This window comes from Alcaligenes parafaecalis, from assembly GCF_026344135.1.
GTDB classification, from domain to species: domain Bacteria; phylum Pseudomonadota; class Gammaproteobacteria; order Burkholderiales; family Burkholderiaceae_B; genus Alcaligenes; species Alcaligenes parafaecalis.
Map to the genome: position 1 here is coordinate 293565 of NZ_JAPKNA010000005.1, position 19762 is coordinate 313326.

Here is a 19762-nt window from a genome sequence, read left to right on the forward strand (position 1 = left end):
AGGCCGACTGTTAGTCGGCCTCATTTGGAGATACTGGAGCGGGCTGAACCCGTTTCATTCCAGACCATCGATCCACATCAATATGCTGACCGGGGATCAGCACCCGAATCTGTCGACGCCACCAGGTGCCACTGGAAACCTCAACCGAGCCGGTATCCACCGCAAACTTCATTTGGTTGTTGTCCAGAAAGGCGGTGAACTGTCCTTTACTACTACGGGCCTGGGCAAAACTGGTAAAGACCGTCACGCTCTTTTGGGTCGGATCAGCAAGCAGAAGCTGCACCTGACCCCGTAAAAGCTGCACATTCAGCCTGTCCTCGTACTCGCGGATCTCAATAGCGGAATCGGGGCCCAGTTGCACCACAGAACCATCCATAAACCGCTGCTCCAGCATTTGTGCGCCAGAGACCACATGCTGTTCTCGCACCACACGTTCAGGCCAGGAAAAAAATACCGTAAACGCCAAGGCCAAGACCAACAAACCGGCCAGCACACTGCGGTAATAAGGCTTGAGCAAAACCACTTTCTCTTCCGAGTTAGCCAATAAACGGCGTATCTCATGCTCGGGGGCGTCCAGGCTGGCGTCACAAAAATAACAAATGTATCGATACGAGCGTTCATTTTCAGGATTGTCACGACGCCAATCCTCGAATTCCCGTAATTCTGCAGCAGTGGCCTCGCCGGAGTTCAAGCGAGTAAACCAATAAGCGGCCTGCGCGTGAGCCTGCGTATGCTCCAGCAGCTCCCCTTGATATGTCGTCATAGCGGCATCTAACCTTGTTCAGTTACGCCAGCAATAGGGTGGTTTCAGTACGGCGGATTGTCCCTTCCGCCCAATACTAAAACCTTAGGAAACGAAACCAGTAGCCACCAACTCTCTAGCTGTCTACCTTTGAAAACGATGCGTTTTTATTTTATACAATCGCTTCAAATGCTTACATTAACTCAAATTGACCCAATCAAAACAAATTCGCCTTATTTAATTACACTCACCACAAAAAAAATGCAGATTACAGGTAAAAAAACCCGAAATCAGGCCGTTAACTAGTGAAAACCGTCCAAAATTTGGCCGCTAAGCAGGTCATGGGCTTGCTCTTTGTTCTGATCCGATTCGCCCCCACCAGGCAATACCATTTTCAATAAAAGTGGCCACTGCGGGTAAAAACGATAGTTAGGTGTCGAAACCCGTGTACCGGCCGGATAGGTAAATCCACCGAATTGAATTTCCCGAGCCAATTGAGCGTGCAAGAGATAAAGCAGATCTTTATTTTTATCGACTGAGAAATATGCGCGCTCCAGGGGCAAATTCCATGCATGCACCTGTAGACCCTCTGCCTCAACACGCAGCATCCAGCGGTCCTGATCCCGCTCCCCATTGGTATACAAGGTCCCATCGGGTCTGGCCTGAACCAAGGTACCTGCAGGCAGATCCAGTACAAAATCCGGGGCCGTACTCATATTGGCTGCCGCGGCATAAGGGCTCCAGCCGGTGATCTGATTACCTTTGGCCAAAAAGCAACTCACAAAACGAAAACCGCCTTCAGTCACAGGATCCTGTTCCATTTCAAGCACTTGGCTGCCATCGCATTGCCAGCCCTCCAGTTCCGTATCACGTGCCAGATGCAATTTCCAACTGGAGTTCTGCAAATCGGGGCGGGGGCGCTCGAAAGACAATACAGGAGCATGCCCCACCATGACCGGCTCAGGAAAGCGGGCCCAGGACACACTGTCCGGATCCCCCCACACCTGCAACTCCAGCTCCGTCCCCGTCGGCATATCGACTCCGGCAAAACGGCCCGGCTCTTTTAAAACATGCTGACGACTGGCCAGCTCTTCCCGCTGTGCTTTGTCGTACTGATACATGTCCCATTGAAAAAGGCTGAAGACACCTGCCAAAGCCAACACAGGAACTAAAAACAGGATGCGCGGCCAAGGGTTTTTCTTAAAATTTGCCCGGCGTTGAGGCTGCACGAAAAGTAAAACAACCCAGACCAGCAAGATAATCAGCGCCAGTGGTCCCAGCGTCATTATCAATAAAAGCATCAAAGAAAACGGGGCGACGGGAATCATAAGCGCGTAAAAACCATAAAAAGCCGCGATAAAAAACAGTCGAAATAAATAAGCAGCATGCCGTGTAACAAAGACGCCAAAACGGCAGGGCGGTAAAGCAGGGGACTGAGTACACAGGCACAGCCTGGCTGCACCTGTTTAAAACACCTTAGTGTGCCTTACGCCACATTGATATGGCCTTCCATATACACAACGGCCTGGCCCTTCAAGAACACTCGATCACCACTTAAAGTGCAATCCAGTACACCGCCACGAGCCGACGCTTGATACGCCAGCAACTGGTTCTTGCCCAGGATAGGGGCCCAGTACGGCAGCAAAGCGCAATGAGCGGACCCGGTTACCGGATCCTCTTCAATCCCATGCTCAGGAACAAAAAAGCGGCTGACAATATCAAACTGTCCCGAACCAGGTGCAGTAACAATACAGCCACCGCAATCACTGGCCAGCATCGCCGGGATATCTACCTCTACCTGGCGCACCTGCTCCTCAGACTCCAGCACCGCCAAGTGTGTGAAGTCATTGCGCCACAATTGCACAATTTTGCTTCCCAAAGCACGTTCCAATGCCGGATTGTCCGCGACTCGGGACACAGGGCGTGCCGGAAAGTCCATGACATAACTGGCCTCATCACGTCGCACCGTCAAGGCGCCGCTCAGGGTATGAAACACTACTTGGCTATCTTGTGGGCGCAGATACTGCAGCACGACAGCAGCACTGGCCAAGGTCGCATGTCCGCACAAGGGTACTTCTACTGTTGGTGTAAACCAGCGCAAGCGAAAGTCCTGGCCTTGCGGTACCAGAAACGCGGTTTCAGCCAGATTATTTTCTTGTGCAATCGATTGCAGCAAGACATCGTCAGGGAACTCGGACAGCAACACCACAGCGGCCGGATTGCCCGCAAACAAGGCGTCAGTAAAGGCATCGACCTGATAGATGGGTAAGCGCATTCTGCCTCCAGGCATGGAATTCAAGATGAGTCCTCAGTATAGAAAAATAGACTCTTTGAAGGCAGGTAAATCCATGGAACAGAGGCATTGTTTTAATACCGCCCCCGCTTTCCGTTTCTTTTAAGCGCCAGACAAACTAGCCCTTTTGGCAGGCCACGTGTTTCTGTTCCATAAGCCGGACCCAGACGAGTCCAACTTAATAAACCGATGTCCGGGACTTATTGTCGCGGCTTGCGCAATTGGACACTCCGTACCGCGATGCAATTTGTGCCATCAGGCATTGGCCGCCTCTAAAAGACAGGCCGAAAGACGATCAAAGTGCAGCAGGGCGGCTTGACTCAAGTCCACTTGCTTGCGACGGGTGTCTTCCGTGTCACTAAGGACAATCCAGCCTTTTTCTCGCATGGATTTGAGCCGGGTGTGAATGGTCGCGGGCGATCCCAGCCGCTCTACGGCCATGACATCGCGTACCGACAAACGCAAACAGTCTTTAGACGCCTTGGCAACCAAGATCAAGATACGCTCTTCAAGCGGGTCCAGACTAGGCAAGCAAGGCAAGGTATGCAGCGAATCGGCGAGCTGCAAAAAACGCATATAAATATCAGCAGGTCTGGTGGCAGTTTTCATAACAAAATCTTTATTCCTTTAAAGCCGCTACCACAGCGTCTTTTTTAGAAATAAGTTCTGGTTATTATTGTTTTTATTCCATTCAGGCAAAGCAAAAAACAACGCTGCTTTATGGCCCGAGTGATTGGAATGAGTTTTTGTGCTTATCATGCACTTAAAATTAAACGCTTAAGACAGCCCCAGGATTCCAGCAGGAAAAGGGGCTTGAGTCTGGCGATTTATCTGGAATTTTATCAGATAAGCCCTTGATTTAGCTTGAACACTGCCAGGCAGACGAAGCGAAATTGTAAGAAGGTGCAGACGGACAGATAGATAGTAAGTTGCCTCACATTAAACGCTAGTTGATGGACTTAGCACAGAGAACAAAGACAGTTACAAAATACAGGCCCAATGATATAAGCATCTTTTTCAAACTGCTTTCCGCCCGCTTGTCCCGGCAGTCACAAAACACTGCCCAAGATCTTTAGCCACACGTGTTTCAGACCGATAAAATGGGGTGGACCGGGCCTTGAGCACCCAATGTGCCCCATCAGATCACTATAAAATCTGGAACGATAAGAAATGATTCTTCACCTTGAGACACCGCTTATTTACTCACACGCCTTAAGCGATCAGCTAGGAAAACAAATTTGGCTAAAAATGGACGCGCTGCAACCTAGCGGGTCATTCAAAATCCGGGGCATTGGCCATTTATGCCAGCACCACGCCCAGCAGGGCAAGAAGCGCTTCATCATTTCCTCTGGTGGCAACGCGGGAATCGCCGTCGCGTACGCTGGACGTCGCTTGACCATGCCAACCCTTGTTGTCGTGCCAGAGAGCACCAGTGAGCATGCCAGACGCTTGATTCAACGGGAAAAAGCAGAGCTGCATGTCATGGGCAAGAACTGGCAGGAAGCCCACGAATACGCATTGACCCTGGTGCAGGAAGACGATGCGCTTATCCACCCATTTGATGATCCCTTGCTATGGGAGGGCCATGCCAGCTTGATCGCAGAAGTCGCGCAAATGAATGTGCAGCCAGACGCTGTACTGCTGGCAGTCGGCGGTGGCGGTTTGCTAAGCGGCGTGGCTCAAGGCCTGCGGGAGCAGGGCTGGGACAAAACCACCATTATTGCGGTCGAGACTCAAGAAACGGCCTCCCTAGGAGAGTCCGTCAAACAGCGTCAACACATCACCCTGAGCGAAGTCAGCGGCGTAGCGACCTCTTTAGCCGCGCCACGTGTCTGTGACCAAGCCTACGCAATCAGCCAATCCCATCCCACCACCTGCGTACAGGTCAGCGATGCCCAAGCTGTCAGCGCGTGTTTACGCTTTCTGACTGACCATCGCGTACTGGTGGAACCCGCATGTGGCGCGGCTTTGTCGACGCTGTACCTGGATCATGAGGCGCTGGCACCGTACCAGAACATTCTGGTCGTCGTGTGTGGAGGCAACACGATGACGCTGGAACAATTGGTGCAATGGCGGGCTACTCCCTAAGCCGTCATAGGAAACTCCTAAAAACATTCAAATTTTTATTGTATTTTTCTATATAAAATCCAAGCAATAGCGATTTAAAAACCCCATCACATGATTTTCATATGATGGGGTTTTGTTTGTCTTATTAGCTTGAAATTCGATCTAATTTTCAGATCAAATGAAGTAAAACATATGTTTCACGTGGAACAAAAGCGTCTAAAACAGCCTCAAAATGGCTTTACAAGAGGCAAATCCTGACGAATCAGCGCTGAAAAATCCTGCCCCGGTTGCTGAGACAAAGCACGTGGGTTGATGTAGCCCAGTTGGCGCAGTTCATTGAAACTATGACCCGGCGCTAAAGCGTTCAGACCGTAGACATACTCTGCCAGGTAACCCGACGCCAAGACACGCCAGTCCCATGGCACACCATCCACAATCTTGGACACCATGTCATAAACAATCGTGGTGCAGTTCGCCGTCAGCGTGTTGTAGAAACGGGGAGTCGTCTGCAACTGCTGCCCTTGCTCAACATAAGACAGAAACAGCGACTGCATGGCAGGTTTGGATAAATCCACGCTGTACATGTAGACGTCCTCACCCCGAGCATTGCTGCGGGTACGCACAATATCCTGTTCTGTCGCCGCAATCAGGCTTAACTCAAATTCCTTGAAAAACCCGCCTATCGCCGAGAAGGCCTCGTGCTTTTCTTTGCGGATCTCTACAGAGAACACCACATGGCGGCCGTCCTCAAAACCAAAGGACACCAACGTATGCGCAATTACCGGGCCCATCCAGTAAGACAAAAACATATCTACTGACTTGAGCGTCTGTAAATCGTAGTTCTCGGTGATCCAGCGTTCATCAAAGTCCGTTTCACTACGCCAGGTAAAGTCGCGCACATTGTGCAAGGTCACAAGCGAACCGCGCACATCTCCGTAACTCATTCTGGCAACGTCTGGCGCCCACTCCCGTTCATTGCTGGGGGCAATACTGCTCCACCACCCGACCAATACCAGCAAGCCCAATATCTGCGGCAGCAAGAGCCAATTTTTCCCTTTGCTCAAGGCGTACAGACTCAACACAGCCAAGGCAAGCCAGCCAGCCAGTGCCAACCAGCGTCCCCAGCCCGCAGGCAACTGAAACTGCAGGGCCAAAGCCCCCCAGGCCGTAATCACCAAGACCAGTAACAGGACCAATATTGTGATCACCATCATCCCCCACCTTTTCATACACGCTCCACATCCATCCTGAATACAGATTGCATTTGACCGTATGAACGGCCAAAAAAAAACCTGTGTCCACTTGAACACAGGTTTTATTCATAAGAAAACAGGGTTTAGCCCTGATAGCCCATCGCCTGGCCTTGGCGAATCAGGCCTTGCGGCTGCCAATCCGCATCAAAGCGATAGCCGCTTTCTTTGGGAAATAACATGACAACGGTCGACCCCAGCAAGAATCGTCCCATTTCCTGCCCTTTTTCCAGGGCAATGTTCTGATCCTCGTAACTCCACTCGCGGATTTTGCCATCACGCGATGCATTCACCACGCCGTGCCATACAGTGACCATGCTGCCCACAATAGTGGCACCCACCAGCACCAGAACGAAGGGGCCTTGCTCGGAGTCGAACAGACACACCACACGCTCGTTACGGGCAAACAGACCAGGCACACCACGCGCTGTGGTGGGGTTAACCGAAAACAGATCGCCCGGCACATGAATCATGCGCTTGAGCACACCATCACAAGGCATATGCACCCGGTGATAGTCCTTAGGGCTTAAATACAGGGTCGCAAACAGCCCATCCTGATAGCGGGCAGCCTCCTGGGCATCGCCCCCTAATAAAGCCGTTGTAGAGTAGCTATGGCCCTTGGCCTGGAATACCTCGGCACCCTGAATCAACCCCAACTGGCTGATGGCACCATCCACCGGGCTGACCAACGCGGTATCCGCAATCGGACGGGCACCGGGACGCAAGGCTCGGCCAAAGAACTCGTTAAACGTCGCGTAGCTGGCTGGATCCGAATTTTCAGCCTCGCTCATGTCAACCTGGTAACGCTCAATAAAACGCTTGATCAGCCAGGTCGTACGTCCACCCATAGGCTTGGAAGCCAGGCTACCTGAAAACTCGGTCAGCGCCTGTTTAGGAAACAGATACTGAGGAAGAACCGCCAAACTGGGATGCATAAAATCAGCTCACAAACAAAACCTGCCTTGGCCGGGGGCCAAAGCGTGTATGTCATTCAAATATCGATGTGTTTATCGCCGCACATTCTGCCGGGACGCCTATCTCAAAGGCCACCACACAACAGGAATCAGGCTGGCAACACGGGCAGGAACAAAGCGATACGCACTTGTAGCACAGGTTGCCGCCATACGACATAAAAGAGCGGACCAGCTTGTCCTGTCAGACAAACACAACCCGGTCGCGTCCTTCTTCTTTGGCTTGATACAAGGCGCGGTCCACGCGGCGCAGCGTACGTTCGTAGTCCGGGTGAGCATCATACAAAGCCACACCAATACTGGCCGTAATATTCATGCTTTCTCCTTCTACTGCCCGGAAGGTTTCCGCATGAATACGAAGACGCAGATTACGAGCCGCACGCATGGCGCCATCTGCATCCACATCGACCAATACCAGCAGGAACTCTTCGCCCCCCAGCCGGAATACATAATCCCCAGCACGAGCACTATTACTGAGCAGCTCGGCAAACTGACGCAGGATACGATCCCCGGCATCATGCCCGTGCGTATCATTAACCCGCTTGAAGAAGTCTATATCGACCGCCAGCAAGGCAAAACGTGATCCCCGTTGCTGGGCATAGCCTACCTCGCGACTAAGCACCACAGGCAGGTATTTGCGGCTTAACAGGCGAGTCAATACATCCCGGCCAGACTCCAGCTCATTTTGCTGCTCAAACAGGCGGTCCAGATGCAAGCCAATGGCTCGTGTTCGGTCGCGCAGCTCGTGCAAACGCAAAACTTGTCCTTTGGGATCATCTTGCTCAAAGGCAGGCATCAGCTCGGTATCAATCAAGCTCATCAGATCCAGGATTTCCCGGCTCTCTACCGTACCCTGAAACGCATGGGCACCCTTATGTTTGAACCAGATTCCAAAATCCGAATCCCCGATCCGTGGTGCGGGCGTCACGCCGTTATTGACCGCCATCGCAAACATGAACAGGTTTTCCCAATCCAGCAAGGCAGCACGCTGTCGGCCACGCTCTGCCGCCACGTTTTGCACAATGGCGAACAAGCGATACGACTCTTCCGCACGGGATTTGCGCTCTCGTGAATTGGCATAGGCATGGCTCATCAGCTCCATCGCCAAATCAATAAAGTTCTGTACGTAGCGAAAGCACTCCCAGGCCTGCTCGGAGCTGATTGTCGAGGACTCAAACAAAAAACGGGCATAACGCCCTTTAAGCAAGCGGGCACCGCGCAGCACCAGGTGTACCGGCACCCCGACTCGCGCATGAACCTCACCCACCTGATTCTGCAGCTTGACCTGATCCTGCATGTCACTGTGCTCATCAACCGAAAACAGTTGCACCAACCAACTGCGCAAAGAACGATGCAAACGCTTGTGCACCTGTTCGTGTGACAGATACACCTGCGCAGCAGGGTGCTTGAGCATGTGCGTGTAAAAGTGGGTTGCCAGCTCGTCCTGGTTATCTTGAGTGATAGTCAGCACGTGCGCACGGACCGCTAGTGGCACTTTCTGGAGCAAGCCGTGCCAATCCTGAGCGGCTTCTTCGATATTCGGTTGAGACATGAAGTACGGGGAGGGTAGCGAGACGATACTTAAGGATTAAACAGCCTTAGCGGCAATTGTTACATGAGGGGAGATTTCGCGCTATTTCTTATAGCGATTCAAGCCAGTGGCTAGCAGGAGAATACCCCGCCATTCACCAGGAAAAAACATACCCCTTAAAGATAAGTGGATGATTCCCTGGGATCCAAGGGAGTGGTGCCACCAACATCTGCAGAAAAGAGCCTGTTTCGCCGCACCTGGACCACTATCTGCAATTCAAACCAAAGACTTTGTCGGCTAAAACGCCCCTAAAGTTCCGACATGCGCTGATTGCTCTATCCATGTGGGGCTCAGACGCAAGAAATCCCTCCACTATCGCCAAAAAGCCACGCTCAGGGGCTGAACAGGGAACGGCCAGCCGAATGTGTTGGTGCGTGGGGGTAGAAGGTTGGGAGAGGGAAAAATGCGGAACGCATTTACGACTGTATAAATACACAGCCAACAGAGAACCGAACTAGGCCAGGTCGAGTCGGCAGAAATGTTCTGCCATAAAACAAAATTGGTAACTCTATTTTGTACTGTCGTTGGAACTCATCTTTATAAATCGCCACGATCTGGATAAAGATCCATAAAAATTCAAAACAAAATAGAAAAAATAATTTTCTTATTATTTTCAAAGATCTTTTATGAAAATCAAGTTGAACCGCTGAAAAAAAAACTTCTTTTTCATATAAGACAATAAAAGAGAGATAACTTTCCTGATCTTTATAAATTGGATTATTGATTATATTTTTTTACTTATTCTTATTAACCAAACTATAAAAAATCAATTAGAGCAAGATTAAAAAGAAAACAAAACCTATGAATTGATTTTCAAAACTGGTGTTTTGTTATCGGGAAAACAATAAATTACAATCGTGATAAGGCAACTTATCCACAGAAAAGAATAAGAAAGAAATCCACAAACTTATTAACAAATTGGATTAAACCAAAAATGAAAATATCAATTGAGCAGAAATCAGCGGTTGATAAGAAAGTGAATAATTTGTGGATATTATAAAGGCTTAATTCGACCTCAAACACAGAGAAGGTACAAACACCGACATCGTCACCCTCCAGCGGCCCCAGGCAGGCACACTTGGCCCAGAAAACCGGTCAAGGACTGAGCAAAAAAGCTATATTTAAGGCTGTTGCTGGCTCCTGGAGCCTGTGGATAAGCTCCAAGACGGCCCATTGTGGACGTGCTGTGGATGAAAGGGGGATAAGTCACCTGTCTTTCGAAGACCCAAATTTTGTCCAATTTCGGTCCACCGGCTCCATCAAGGTGGTACACAGGCAAAAATGGCTTATAAACTGTTGAAATCAATGAAGAATTTCAATCTATGCGACTTATCCACAGACATCCATTATCCATTACTAGTTATATATATAGTTATTATTAAATAAAGATCTCTTCACTCATGCCCAACTTTCTTGTACAGCCTTTACCTACTGGTTCCTTAGACATCATCGGTGATGTACATGGAGAGCTGCAGGCCTTGCAACAACTGATCCAAAACTTGGGTTACCAAGAAGATGGTTCACATCCAGACCAACGTAGCCTGATATTTGTGGGTGATTATTGTGATCGAGGTCCAAATAGCCCGGAAGTTATTGAATACCTTAAGTCATTGATAAATAATAATAAAGCAAAAGGTATATTGGGAAATCATGAAATCAATCTGCTTATTGATGACGCCAAAGATGGATCAGGCTGGTACTTTGATCAGCGATATCAGTCAGATTTAAAGAATTACTCACCATTTAAGCGTGCAAAACCTCAAAATAAAGATGAAATCCGAAACTTTTTAAGTTCATTGCCCATTGCTTTAGAAAGAAATGACCTAAGAATTGTGCATGCAGCCTGGAATAATCCAGCTATTGATGCTATTAGATCGGTAAGAAGCGAAGATTTTCTTGATTTTTTCTTTGAATGCGAGCGTAAAGCAGATAATTACGCAGAAAAAAATGGGATTTTGAATAAATATCTGGCTGCTAAAGAAGAATGGAAAGAAAAAATTGAAGATCCAAAGGCCTCTATGCCTTTATTGCAGGCCTACATTGACTACGATTTGGTCAAAAATGACTTCAACCCCATTCGTTTGCTGACATCTGGAACCGAAGGGCCTGCCAGTCAGCCCTTTTTTGCCGGTAATCGTTGGCGTTTTTCGGATCGTACGCCCTGGTGGAACAGCTATCAGGATGATATTCCTGTGGTTTTTGGCCACTACTGGCGCCAGCTCTTCCCGCAAACCATAGCAAAAATGTCTAAATATTCCTTATTATTCAAGGATATAGACCCATTTTCCTGGCATGGCATCAAGAAAAACACGTTCTGCGTAGATTTTTCCGTCGGGGCTCGTTGGCGCGATCGCCGCAAAGAGCAGGCGCCTGAAGATTCTGCATTTCACCTGGCTGCCTTGCGTTGGCCGGAGAAAATCATCATGACGGACACCGGTTTTACGCAGCCCATCCGTTAATTCTGCCTTTCTGCCCGCTGTTACAATTTTTTTTTCTGTGGATAAGCTCTAGGAAGCCCATTGTGAACAGGGTGTGGATACATAAGGCATAAGTAGGTACTTCTTTGTTGAGCTGAAAAGTTGTACCTAAACCATCCACCGGTAAGCAGTAGATCTATCCCCGTAAAAAAAACCGCTAAGCTCTTGTTTTTCCATTGCTAAAGACACTTGTTCGACTTATCAACAGCCCTCCATCCATTAATTCTAATAAAAGATTTAAGTGCTTGTTATATAAGATAAGTTCAAGCTCTTGTCTGCCAGGCCTCAAGCCTTTGCAAGCTAAAAGTTCTCGACTAAGATGCAGTCCATGAACAAAAATCACGATCTCGCTCAACGATGGCTTATGCGACTTTTGCATACAGAAATCTGAGCCGCAAAGGCTGAAAATTTATTTTCAGAACTAGCTAAGGTCGAGTTTGCCCTGGTCTCTCTGGTTTTTCTTTCAGTATGAGAAAAACTCAATCAAGAGTTTCATGAGCAAAAGAGGGGAGTTCTTGTTGGACCACTTGGCTGGCCAGGACAGGCTATGGCTTCAGGATGCTTTGCGCCCAAAACTTGTACTAGGTCAATCGTATTTGAATTTTTGACTTATCCACATTTTGTGGGTAAAGCGTGCATGTGTGGCAGTAAGGTATTGGCTTTGATTTATTGGGTTTTCATTGCTGTGAAAAAACACAGTCAATGTATAGGCTTGAAGTCTGTAATGTTGAAATAAGTCCTTGTTTTATATCTATATTTTTCTTGGTTTTAACATTGAACTTATCTTTTCCTCTGGTTCAGGAAAGCAAAAGAGCAAACCTGCTTGCTTGCTCAGTTTTCGGTTTTATCAAGGGAAAAGAAGCAATAACTGGGCAAAAAATCAGGGTTGCCCCCAAAGTTATCAACAGGACAGGGTTTGGGTGCGGGTGCGTCTGTTTCACGTTTGACCCCTTGTGGGGTGCAAAACAAGGGTTTTGTGATTTGCGTTTGATATTACGTGGCTCGTTTGCTCTGTTTTGTGCTGCAGTGCGAGAAACCGAGGTGTTTGGCGGAAAGACCGTGTAGTGCCGGAGTGCTACTTGTCCACAAAAATGAAGACGAAAAAAAACCGCCTGTCGGCGGTTTGATTGAAGCTCTGAAGACGGTTTTACACCTTCTGTAGACGCTCAATGGCCTGATCTAGGGTATTGAGCTGTTTAGCAAAGCAAAAACGCAGCAAACGATGATTTGCCTGCTCTGAGCCAGGATCCAGGTAGAAGGCAGAGACGGGGATCGCGCCAACACCGTAGTTCTGATTCAGATGTTTGGCAAAATCCAGTTCGGAAAGGTCTGAGATGTTTTCGTAGCTGGCCAGCAGGAAAAATGTCCCTTCGCTGGGCATAGGGATGAAACGTGTATTTTGCAGGCCTTGGTTCAGATAATCGCGTTTTTCTTGGTAAAACGCGGGCAGGCTCTCCCAGGTAGCAGGATCCTGCATATAGCTCGCCAAACCGGCCTGTAAAGGGCTAGGAACGGTAAAGACGGTGTATTGGTGAACCTTGCGGATCTCGGTACTTAAATAGGCAGGTGCACAGCAATAGCCAACCTTCCAGCCCGTTGCATGGAAGGTTTTGCCAAAGGACGAAACGATCACGGCTCGTTCCGCCAGGCTAGGGCGGCTAGCAAGGCTCAGGTGCTCTTTTTGATCGAAGGTCAGATGTTCATAGACTTCATCAGACAAGATCAACAAAGGATGCTTGTCTACGATTTGCTCCAATGCATCCAGATCTTCGGGGCGCAAAATCGTGCAAGTCGGGTTGTGAGGAAAGTTGATGACCAGCATGCGAGTTTTGTCGCTAATGGCCTTCTCTACTCGGTCCCAGTCAACACGATAATAAGGCACCGTCGCATCTGGAGCTGTCATCGGAACAGCAACCGGGATACCCCCGGCTAGCTCAATGGCGGGGATGTACAGATCGTAGAAAGGCTCGATAACAACAACTTCATCACCTGGATGGACGAAGGCCTGGAAGCTGGCCATAAGCGCTTCAGTCGCCCCACTAGTGACGGTAATTTCCGTGTCCGCATTGTAGAGATGCCCATAGCGACGTTGCGTCTTGTCCGCAATGGCTGCGCGCAATGCCGGATAGCCAGCCATTGCCGGGTACTGATTGATCCCGTCCAGCATGGCTTGGTGTACGGCTTCTATCAATGCCGGGTCGGGATTGAAGTCAGGGAAGCCCTGGCCCAGGTTAATGGCTTTGTGTTCCAGAGCCAGTTGGCTCATGGTCGTAAAGATAGTGGTGCCCACAGAAGGGAGCTTGGAAGTGATCTGCATGGGTCTACTGGCATGAATAATAAAAATGCACCCGCTGTTCAGATTCGAGCAAAAGTTGGGTGGCGAAGTATCGGATAAAGTCCTGACGAAAATACCATAGATTGCTCCTTTAGCTGTTGGTCGTGGAACCACAGCGATAGGATGCTTTTTCACATCAATATATCTGTTGTCTATATAGAGTCCGATGCTCTTGGTATTGATGAGGGCAGTCTTGCATAGACCTCGCTAGGCCAATGTTTCGTGTTACCTCCCTTTGTCCGTTTTCAGATGGCCGGGTTTTGTTCGTTTCTCTGTTCAGAGTGCTAAGCTGCCGGCGACCTTTCCGCGATGGCTGATGCCAAGTGCGAGAAGGGCATTTCCTGAAATTCCGGGTATTGGGAGCAGAGGCCTTGGGTAGCTGACGACGTGTATTTCAGTGTTCAGGAAGACAAGCTGAACAGAGAGAGCTGAAGCTTAGGTATGGATGAAGAGACGCCCTTTACCCTAAATTCCCTGGAAATTTTCTTATCGCCAGACTGTTGAACAATTTCCCTGTTCCTCAGGCAGTATTTCTTTTTATTGCTCTGTTATCCACAATTTTGCTCCCTGCCAAACAGGCTTCAAGGCCGTAGAGCGCAAGACCCCGCATAGATAGCTACTTTTACGGTATTTAAGGGCTATAAGCGCGCCTTTTATGGCTTGCGCCCGCAGTCTTTAATAGCTTGGGTTTTTTCCAGGAAGCGCTTGTTGCACCCTATGGCTAAGCCTGGGGATAAAAAATAGCCTGTTTCTCCACAAAGTTATCCACAGTGGTATTTACGCAAAAAACTGTGTTCCACGTGGAACAGATCGTGGTTCCATGTGTTTCACGTGGAACATAGCGCGCTGGTAATCGTATAATTGGTTTTTACTTTTTAGCTGTTCTGACATGATTTATCCCGAAGAGTTTGACGTTATTGTCATAGGCGGCGGACATGCTGGTACCGAAGCGGCTTTAGCGGCAGCTCGAACCGGCGTGTCTACCCTGTTGTTGACCCACAATATGGATACCTTGGGGCAGATGTCTTGCAACCCTTCTATTGGGGGGATTGGCAAAGGGCATCTGGTTAAAGAGGTTGACGCCCTGGGTGGTGCAATGGCCTTGGCAACCGACCATGCAGGTATTCAATTTCGTACTTTGAATAGCTCCAAAGGCCCAGCCGTGCGCGCCACTCGTGCTCAGGCAGACCGGTCTTTGTACCGCAAGGCTATTCGCGAAGTTCTGCAAAACCAGCCTAACTTGATGGTGTTCCAGCAGTCGGTCGAAGACCTGATTGTGGAAGGTGATCGGGTGGTGGGTGCCGTGACCAAGATAGGTCTGGAGTTCAAAGCCAAATCCGTGGTCCTGACGGCAGGTACTTTTTTGAATGGTCTGGTCCACGTAGGTCTGAATAATTACTCGGCTGGCCGGGCAGGGGATCCTCCTTCCATCAGCTTGGCGCATCGCTTGCGGGAACTGCAATTACCACAAGGGCGGTTGAAGACAGGGACTCCTCCGCGTATTGATGCCAACACCATCGATTTTTCCCGCCTGGAAGTCCAACCTGGCGATAGTGACCCAATTCCGGTGTTCTCTTATATGGGTGATGTTTCCATGCATCCCCAACAGATGCCGTGCTGGATTACGCATACCAACGAGCGTACTCACGACATTATTCGCTCGGGTCTGGATCGCTCGCCCATGTATAGCGACCAAGGCACCATTGAGGGTATTGGCCCACGTTACTGCCCGTCGATCGAAGACAAGATTCATCGCTTTGCGGACAAGAGTAGTCACCAGGTGTTTTTGGAGCCTGAAGGCTTGAGCACGACTGAGATCTACCCTAACGGTGTCTCGACCAGCTTGCCTTTTGATATCCAATTGGCTATGGTGCGCAGCCTGCCAGGTTTGGAGAACGCTCGCATCATGCGTCCGGGTTACGCGATTGAGTACGATTATTTCGATCCTCGATCCCTGTATCCCACCTTGGAAACTAAACAGATTCGTGGCTTGTTCTTTGCCGGCCAGATCAATGGCACGACGGGTTACGAAGAAGCAGCCGCTCAGGGCTTGTTGGCCGGGGTGAACGCCGCTCGTTTGGCGCAAGAGAAAGAGCAGTGGTATCCACGTCGCAATGAGGCCTACTTAGGCGTGTTGGTGGATGACTTGATTACCCGTGGGGTGACCGAGCCATACCGCATGTTTACCTCTCGCGCGGAGTACCGTTTGAGCCTGCGGGAAGATAATGCTGACCAGCGTTTGACTGAAATGGGGCGTGAGCTGGGCTTGGTAGACGATGCTCGCTGGGATCAATTCAATCGTAAGCGCGATGCTGTCGCACGTGAAATCGAGCGCTTGAAGGGTACTTGGGTAAACCCTCGCAGCCTGCCCGCTGAGCAGGCGAACGCACTGTTAGGTAAAAATATCGAACGGGAATACTCCTTCTTCGATTTGCTCAAGCGCCCCGAAGTGGACTATGCAAAACTGATGGCTGTGCTCAATGACCAAGGCACACCCGTAGCAGGTCCTGGTCTGGAAGACCCGGTGCATGTTGAGCAGGTGGAAATTCAGGTGAAGTATGCGGGCTATGTGGCGCGTCAGCAGGATGAGGTGACTCGTCAGGCAGCTCTGGAAGAGCAGGCCATTCCAGAGGATCTGGATTACGACGACATCAAAGGATTGTCGATTGAAGTGCGTCAACGCTTGAAGGCTGCCAAACCTTTAACCATTGGTCAGGCCGGACGTGTTCAAGGTGTGACACCTGCGGCAGTTTCCTTGTTGTTGGTACACCTGAAGCGCAAGCAAAAAAGCAAACATACGGCATGAGCGATATTTTTTCAAAACGGCTGAATCAGGCCCTGCAAGACTTGGGCCTGGATCAGGACCCTGTCCTGGTGCGCAAGCTATTGGACTACATTAGTCAGCTACAGCGCTGGAACCGTACTTATAATCTGACCGCTCTGCGTGACCCAGATCAAATGCTGGTGCAACATATTTTTGATAGCCTGTCGGTTGTTCGCCCGTTCCAGGAGTACCTGGCCAGCACCAATCAAACGGCACAAAAATCAGTGCGGATTGTGGATGTCGGGTCAGGTGCTGGTTTGCCGGGTGTTGTTTTGGCAGCATCATGTTCCACGTGGAACATTACGTGTATTGATGCTGTCGAGAAAAAAATGGCATTTGTTCAACAAATGGTTGGGGCTCTGGCCTTGCCCAATTTGTCGGCAATGCATGTGCGTGTAGAGCAGCAGGAACCCATGCAGGCTGATATTGTGGTTTCCCGAGCTTTTTCTTCGCTGCTTGATTTTGTAAATTTGGCAGGCAGGCATGTTCGCCCAGGTGGGCGTATTGCAGCTATGAAAGGTAAAGAGCCTGATTCAGAAATAGCCGCATTGCAATCTGAAAGTAACTGGCAGGTCGAACGAATAGAATCATTAACCGTACCGGAGCTAGAGGCACAGCGTTGTCTAGTGTGGTTGGTGCAGCAAGGATAATCATGATTAAAAACGACGAAAAATCTCCCCGTGCCTATGTGTTTTGTATCGCCAATCAAAAAGGCGGGGTAGGGAAGACGACCACAGCGATCAATTTGGCAGCCGCGCTTGCTGTACTGAAGAAAAAAGTACTGTTGATTGACCTGGATCCCCAGGGCAATGCCACGATGGGTAGCGGCATTGATAAAAACAGCTTGTCTGGCAATCTGTACCAGGTTCTGATTGGCGATGAAAGTATTGCTAACGTAAAGATACATTCGGAAACAGGTGGGTATGACGTCTTGCCTTCCAATAGGGAGCTGTCGGGCGCGGAAATTGACCTGATCCAGATGCAAGAGCGTGAGCAACAACTCAAACAGGCGCTGGCCCAGGTTCTGGACGATTACGATTTTGTGCTGATTGACTGCCCACCGACCTTGTCCCTGCTGACGCTAAATGGCCTGGCCAGTGCGCACGGGGTCATCATCCCTATGCAGTGCGAGTACTTTGCTCTGGAAGGGCTGTCGGACCTGGTCAATACAGTCAAGCGGGTCTATCGCAATATCAACCCGGATTTGCAGTTGATTGGCTTGCTGCGAGTGATGTTTGATGGTCGTGTTACCTTGCAGCAGCAAGTCTCCAGTCAGATCGAGACGCACTTTGGCGATAAGGTGTTCAAGACAGTTGTGCCACGTAATGTGCGTTTGGCTGAAGCGCCAAGCCACGGTATGCCAGGTATTGTGTACGACAAAAACTCCCGGGGTGCCAAGGCCTATATGGACTTTGGCAAAGAGCTGATCAAGCGCTTGAAGAAAGACTCCCGCAGCGATAAGGCGTAAGGCACACAAGAATCAATAGGAATGTAAGCATGGCTACACGAAAACCCAAAGGTCTAGGTCGAGGCTTGGACGCCTTGCTCGGCGCAGACGCAGGCGCTATCGCAACCATAGGGAAAAAGGGCGAAGCAACGGTGAGCGATGGCCCACCTTCCAGCTTGCCCGTCAAACTGCTGAAGGCCGGGGTGTATCAACCGCGTACTCGCATGGACGAGGGCGCCTTGAACGAGCTGGCAGAGTCCATCCGTGCACAAGGGGTGATGCAACCTATTCTGGTGCGTCCTTTGTCGGGCAAGGAGAAGGGCAAGTACGAGATCATTGCCGGTGAACGCCGTTTCCGCGCATCGCAAATTGCAGGCCTGGAAGAAGTGCCAGTCCTGGTGCGCGAGGTAGGCGACGAAAACGCCGCCATCATGGCCCTGATCGAAAATATTCAGCGTGAAGATCTGAATCCGCTGGAAGAGGCGCAAGGCGTCAAGCGACTGCTGGACGAGTTCGGCCTGACGCACGAACAGGCCGCTCAGGCCATCGGCCGTTCACGGTCTACTACCAGCAACCTGTTGCGTCTGATTAACCTGGCAGAGCCTGTCCAGATCATGTTGCTGGCCGGTGATATTGATATGGGCCATGCCCGTGCCTTGCTGGCGATGGATGCGGCACGCCAAATCATGTTGGCCAATGAAGTTATTGCTCGCCGTTTGTCGGTGCGTGAAACTGAAAAACTGGTTGCCCGTGCCTTGCATGAGGATGATGAGCCCGCCAGCAAGCAGGCCCAGAATAAAGCCAGCCGCAATGGTGATGTACAGCGCTTTGAAAAGGTTCTGTCTGACCACCTGGGTACCAAAGTGACTTTGAAGGTCGGTGCCAAGGATAAAGGCCAGTTGCAGATTGCTTTTCATGGCTGGGAACATCTGAATGCCTTGTTGGAAAAACAGGGCTTGTCGTCCTTGCTGGAGCAGACAGACGATTAAGTCTGGCTAAAGCCATGCGATAGCAGTTAAAAAACCGACCTCATCAGGTCGGTTTTTTTCATGGTTCGTGATTTTCTAGGCACTCGCCCAGGAGCAGGGCAGCGGTTTAAAACGGAGTTAAATAAGAAAAAGGCAGTAAAGTATCTTTTGCTTACAAAAATAAATGCTGAAAACAAGAAAAAACTATGTGTTTACCCGTATTTCAAGCTGATTTTCAGGGGGCAGACACATAAAAAAGCGGCCTCAAAGACTCCCAAAAATAGTGACAAAACCAGTAAGAAAACCGCTTGAATTCAGGTTTTTTTTAAAAAATCATCGAATTATTCAGTTTTCGGCCCAAAAGGCTTGACGACTTCATAAAACATGTCCATAATTCGATTTTCGCTCAGGGTGGGATGTCCGAGTGGTTAAAGGAGGCAGACTGTAAATCTGTTGACCCTGCGTCTACGTTGGTTCGAATCCAACTCCCACCACCAGCATTTTTCTAAAGTCCGCCAGCAAGGCGACTTTAGGAGAGGGTGAAGAAAAGTCTGCGGGTGTAGCTCAATGGTAGAGCAGAAGCCTTCCAAGCTTAAGACGAGGGTTCGATCCCCTTCACCCGCTCCAAGTTTTAAAATCTTCGGCTTTTCTTGGCTGAAGTTGAATGCCCATGTGGCTCAGTGGTAGAGCACTCCCTTGGTAAGGGAGAGGTCACGCGTTCGATCCGCGTCATGGGCACCACATCTCTCTCTCATCTCATATCGCTTATCCCTTCAGGAGTCTGCCATGGCTAAAGG

General features: G+C 49.7%; 15 protein-coding genes and 3 tRNA genes. 10 read left to right on the forward strand and 8 right to left on the reverse strand.

The window, feature by feature from the left end:
* Nucleotides 1–10: 10 nt before the first annotated feature.
* The 4 genes from OSH09_RS16190 to OSH09_RS16205 all read right to left on the reverse strand — a co-directional run bounded on the left by OSH09_RS16190 (nucleotide 11) and on the right by OSH09_RS16205 (nucleotide 3644).
* A complete protein-coding gene (locus OSH09_RS16190) occupies nucleotides 11–763 on the reverse strand; it encodes a DUF4880 domain-containing protein (RefSeq protein ID WP_266121569.1) in 753 nt (250 codons plus the stop codon).
* A 281-nt stretch (nucleotides 764–1044) separates the two neighbouring features.
* Entirely contained in the window at nucleotides 1045–1863 is an 819-nt protein-coding gene (locus OSH09_RS16195; protein ID WP_266121570.1) for a hypothetical protein, read from the reverse strand.
* 365 nt (nucleotides 1864–2228) lie between these two features.
* On the reverse strand, nucleotides 2229–3017 hold the full coding sequence (locus OSH09_RS16200) for a PhzF family phenazine biosynthesis protein (protein ID WP_266121571.1): 789 nt from the start codon (nucleotides 3015–3017) through the stop codon (nucleotides 2229–2231).
* A 273-nt stretch (nucleotides 3018–3290) separates the two neighbouring features.
* Nucleotides 3291–3644 (reverse strand): winged helix-turn-helix domain-containing protein, encoded by a 354-nt coding sequence (locus OSH09_RS16205; protein ID WP_207872654.1) that lies wholly within the window; start codon nucleotides 3642–3644, stop codon nucleotides 3291–3293.
* A gap of 561 nt (nucleotides 3645–4205) precedes the next feature.
* Between OSH09_RS16205 and OSH09_RS16210 the strand changes: the two genes are divergently transcribed.
* Nucleotides 4206–5123, forward strand: coding sequence for a pyridoxal-phosphate dependent enzyme (locus tag OSH09_RS16210; RefSeq protein WP_266121572.1), 918 nt, complete (start codon nucleotides 4206–4208; stop codon nucleotides 5121–5123).
* Between the two features lie 206 nt (nucleotides 5124–5329).
* Here the strand turns inward: OSH09_RS16210 and OSH09_RS16215 are convergent, their stop codons facing one another.
* The 3 genes from OSH09_RS16215 to OSH09_RS16225 all read right to left on the reverse strand — a co-directional run bounded on the left by OSH09_RS16215 (nucleotide 5330) and on the right by OSH09_RS16225 (nucleotide 8875).
* Nucleotides 5330–6316 carry an Lnb N-terminal periplasmic domain-containing protein gene (locus OSH09_RS16215; protein WP_266121573.1) on the reverse strand — a complete coding sequence of 329 codons (987 nt, stop codon included), beginning with the start codon at nucleotides 6314–6316 and terminating at the stop codon, nucleotides 5330–5332.
* 122 nt (nucleotides 6317–6438) lie between these two features.
* Complete coding sequence (asd, locus tag OSH09_RS16220) at nucleotides 6439–7287, reverse strand: archaetidylserine decarboxylase (RefSeq protein ID WP_207872651.1); 849 nt, start codon at nucleotides 7285–7287, stop codon at nucleotides 6439–6441.
* Between the two features lie 220 nt (nucleotides 7288–7507).
* A complete protein-coding gene (locus OSH09_RS16225) occupies nucleotides 7508–8875 on the reverse strand; it encodes a diguanylate cyclase (RefSeq protein WP_207872650.1) in 1368 nt (455 codons plus the stop codon).
* 1439 nt (nucleotides 8876–10314) lie between these two features.
* Here OSH09_RS16225 and OSH09_RS16230 point away from each other — a divergent pair.
* Nucleotides 10315–11373 (forward strand): metallophosphoesterase, encoded by a 1059-nt coding sequence (locus OSH09_RS16230; RefSeq protein WP_266121574.1) that lies wholly within the window; start codon nucleotides 10315–10317, stop codon nucleotides 11371–11373.
* Between the two features lie 1165 nt (nucleotides 11374–12538).
* Here OSH09_RS16230 and OSH09_RS16235 read toward each other — a convergent pair.
* The gene (locus tag OSH09_RS16235; RefSeq protein ID WP_207872648.1) at nucleotides 12539–13708 is read right to left on the reverse strand and encodes a methionine aminotransferase; all 1170 of its coding nucleotides are present in this window, start codon (nucleotides 13706–13708) and stop codon (nucleotides 12539–12541) included.
* Nucleotides 13709–14615: 907 nt separating this feature from the next.
* On the opposite strand from OSH09_RS16235, the gene mnmG reads away from it, so the two are divergent.
* The 8 genes from mnmG (at nucleotide 14616) to OSH09_RS16275 (ending at nucleotide 19706) form a co-directional block, all read left to right on the forward strand.
* A complete protein-coding gene (gene mnmG / locus OSH09_RS16240; RefSeq protein ID WP_266121575.1) occupies nucleotides 14616–16532 on the forward strand; it encodes a tRNA uridine-5-carboxymethylaminomethyl(34) synthesis enzyme MnmG in 1917 nt (638 codons plus the stop codon).
* Complete coding sequence (gene rsmG / locus OSH09_RS16245; RefSeq protein WP_207872646.1) at nucleotides 16529–17200, forward strand: 16S rRNA (guanine(527)-N(7))-methyltransferase RsmG; 672 nt, start codon at nucleotides 16529–16531, stop codon at nucleotides 17198–17200. The genes mnmG and rsmG overlap by 4 nt, the downstream gene beginning before the upstream one ends.
* Nucleotides 17201–17202: 2 nt before the next feature.
* On the forward strand, nucleotides 17203–18018 hold the full coding sequence (locus OSH09_RS16250; RefSeq protein WP_266121576.1) for a ParA family protein: 816 nt from the start codon (nucleotides 17203–17205) through the stop codon (nucleotides 18016–18018).
* Nucleotides 18019–18047: 29 nt separating this feature from the next.
* On the forward strand, nucleotides 18048–18986 hold the full coding sequence (locus tag OSH09_RS16255) for a ParB/RepB/Spo0J family partition protein (protein ID WP_207872644.1): 939 nt from the start codon (nucleotides 18048–18050) through the stop codon (nucleotides 18984–18986).
* 60 nt (nucleotides 18987–19046) lie between these two features.
* Entirely contained in the window at nucleotides 19047–19277 is a 231-nt protein-coding gene (locus OSH09_RS16260; RefSeq protein WP_266121577.1) for a hypothetical protein, read from the forward strand.
* Nucleotides 19278–19375: 98 nt separating this feature from the next.
* Nucleotides 19376–19462 (forward strand) — tRNA-Tyr (locus tag OSH09_RS16265).
* A gap of 56 nt (nucleotides 19463–19518) precedes the next feature.
* Nucleotides 19519–19592: transfer RNA gene (locus OSH09_RS16270), tRNA-Gly, on the forward strand.
* A gap of 39 nt (nucleotides 19593–19631) precedes the next feature.
* Nucleotides 19632–19706, forward strand: a tRNA-Thr gene (locus tag OSH09_RS16275).
* The last annotated feature ends 56 nt before the right edge of the window (nucleotides 19707–19762 follow it).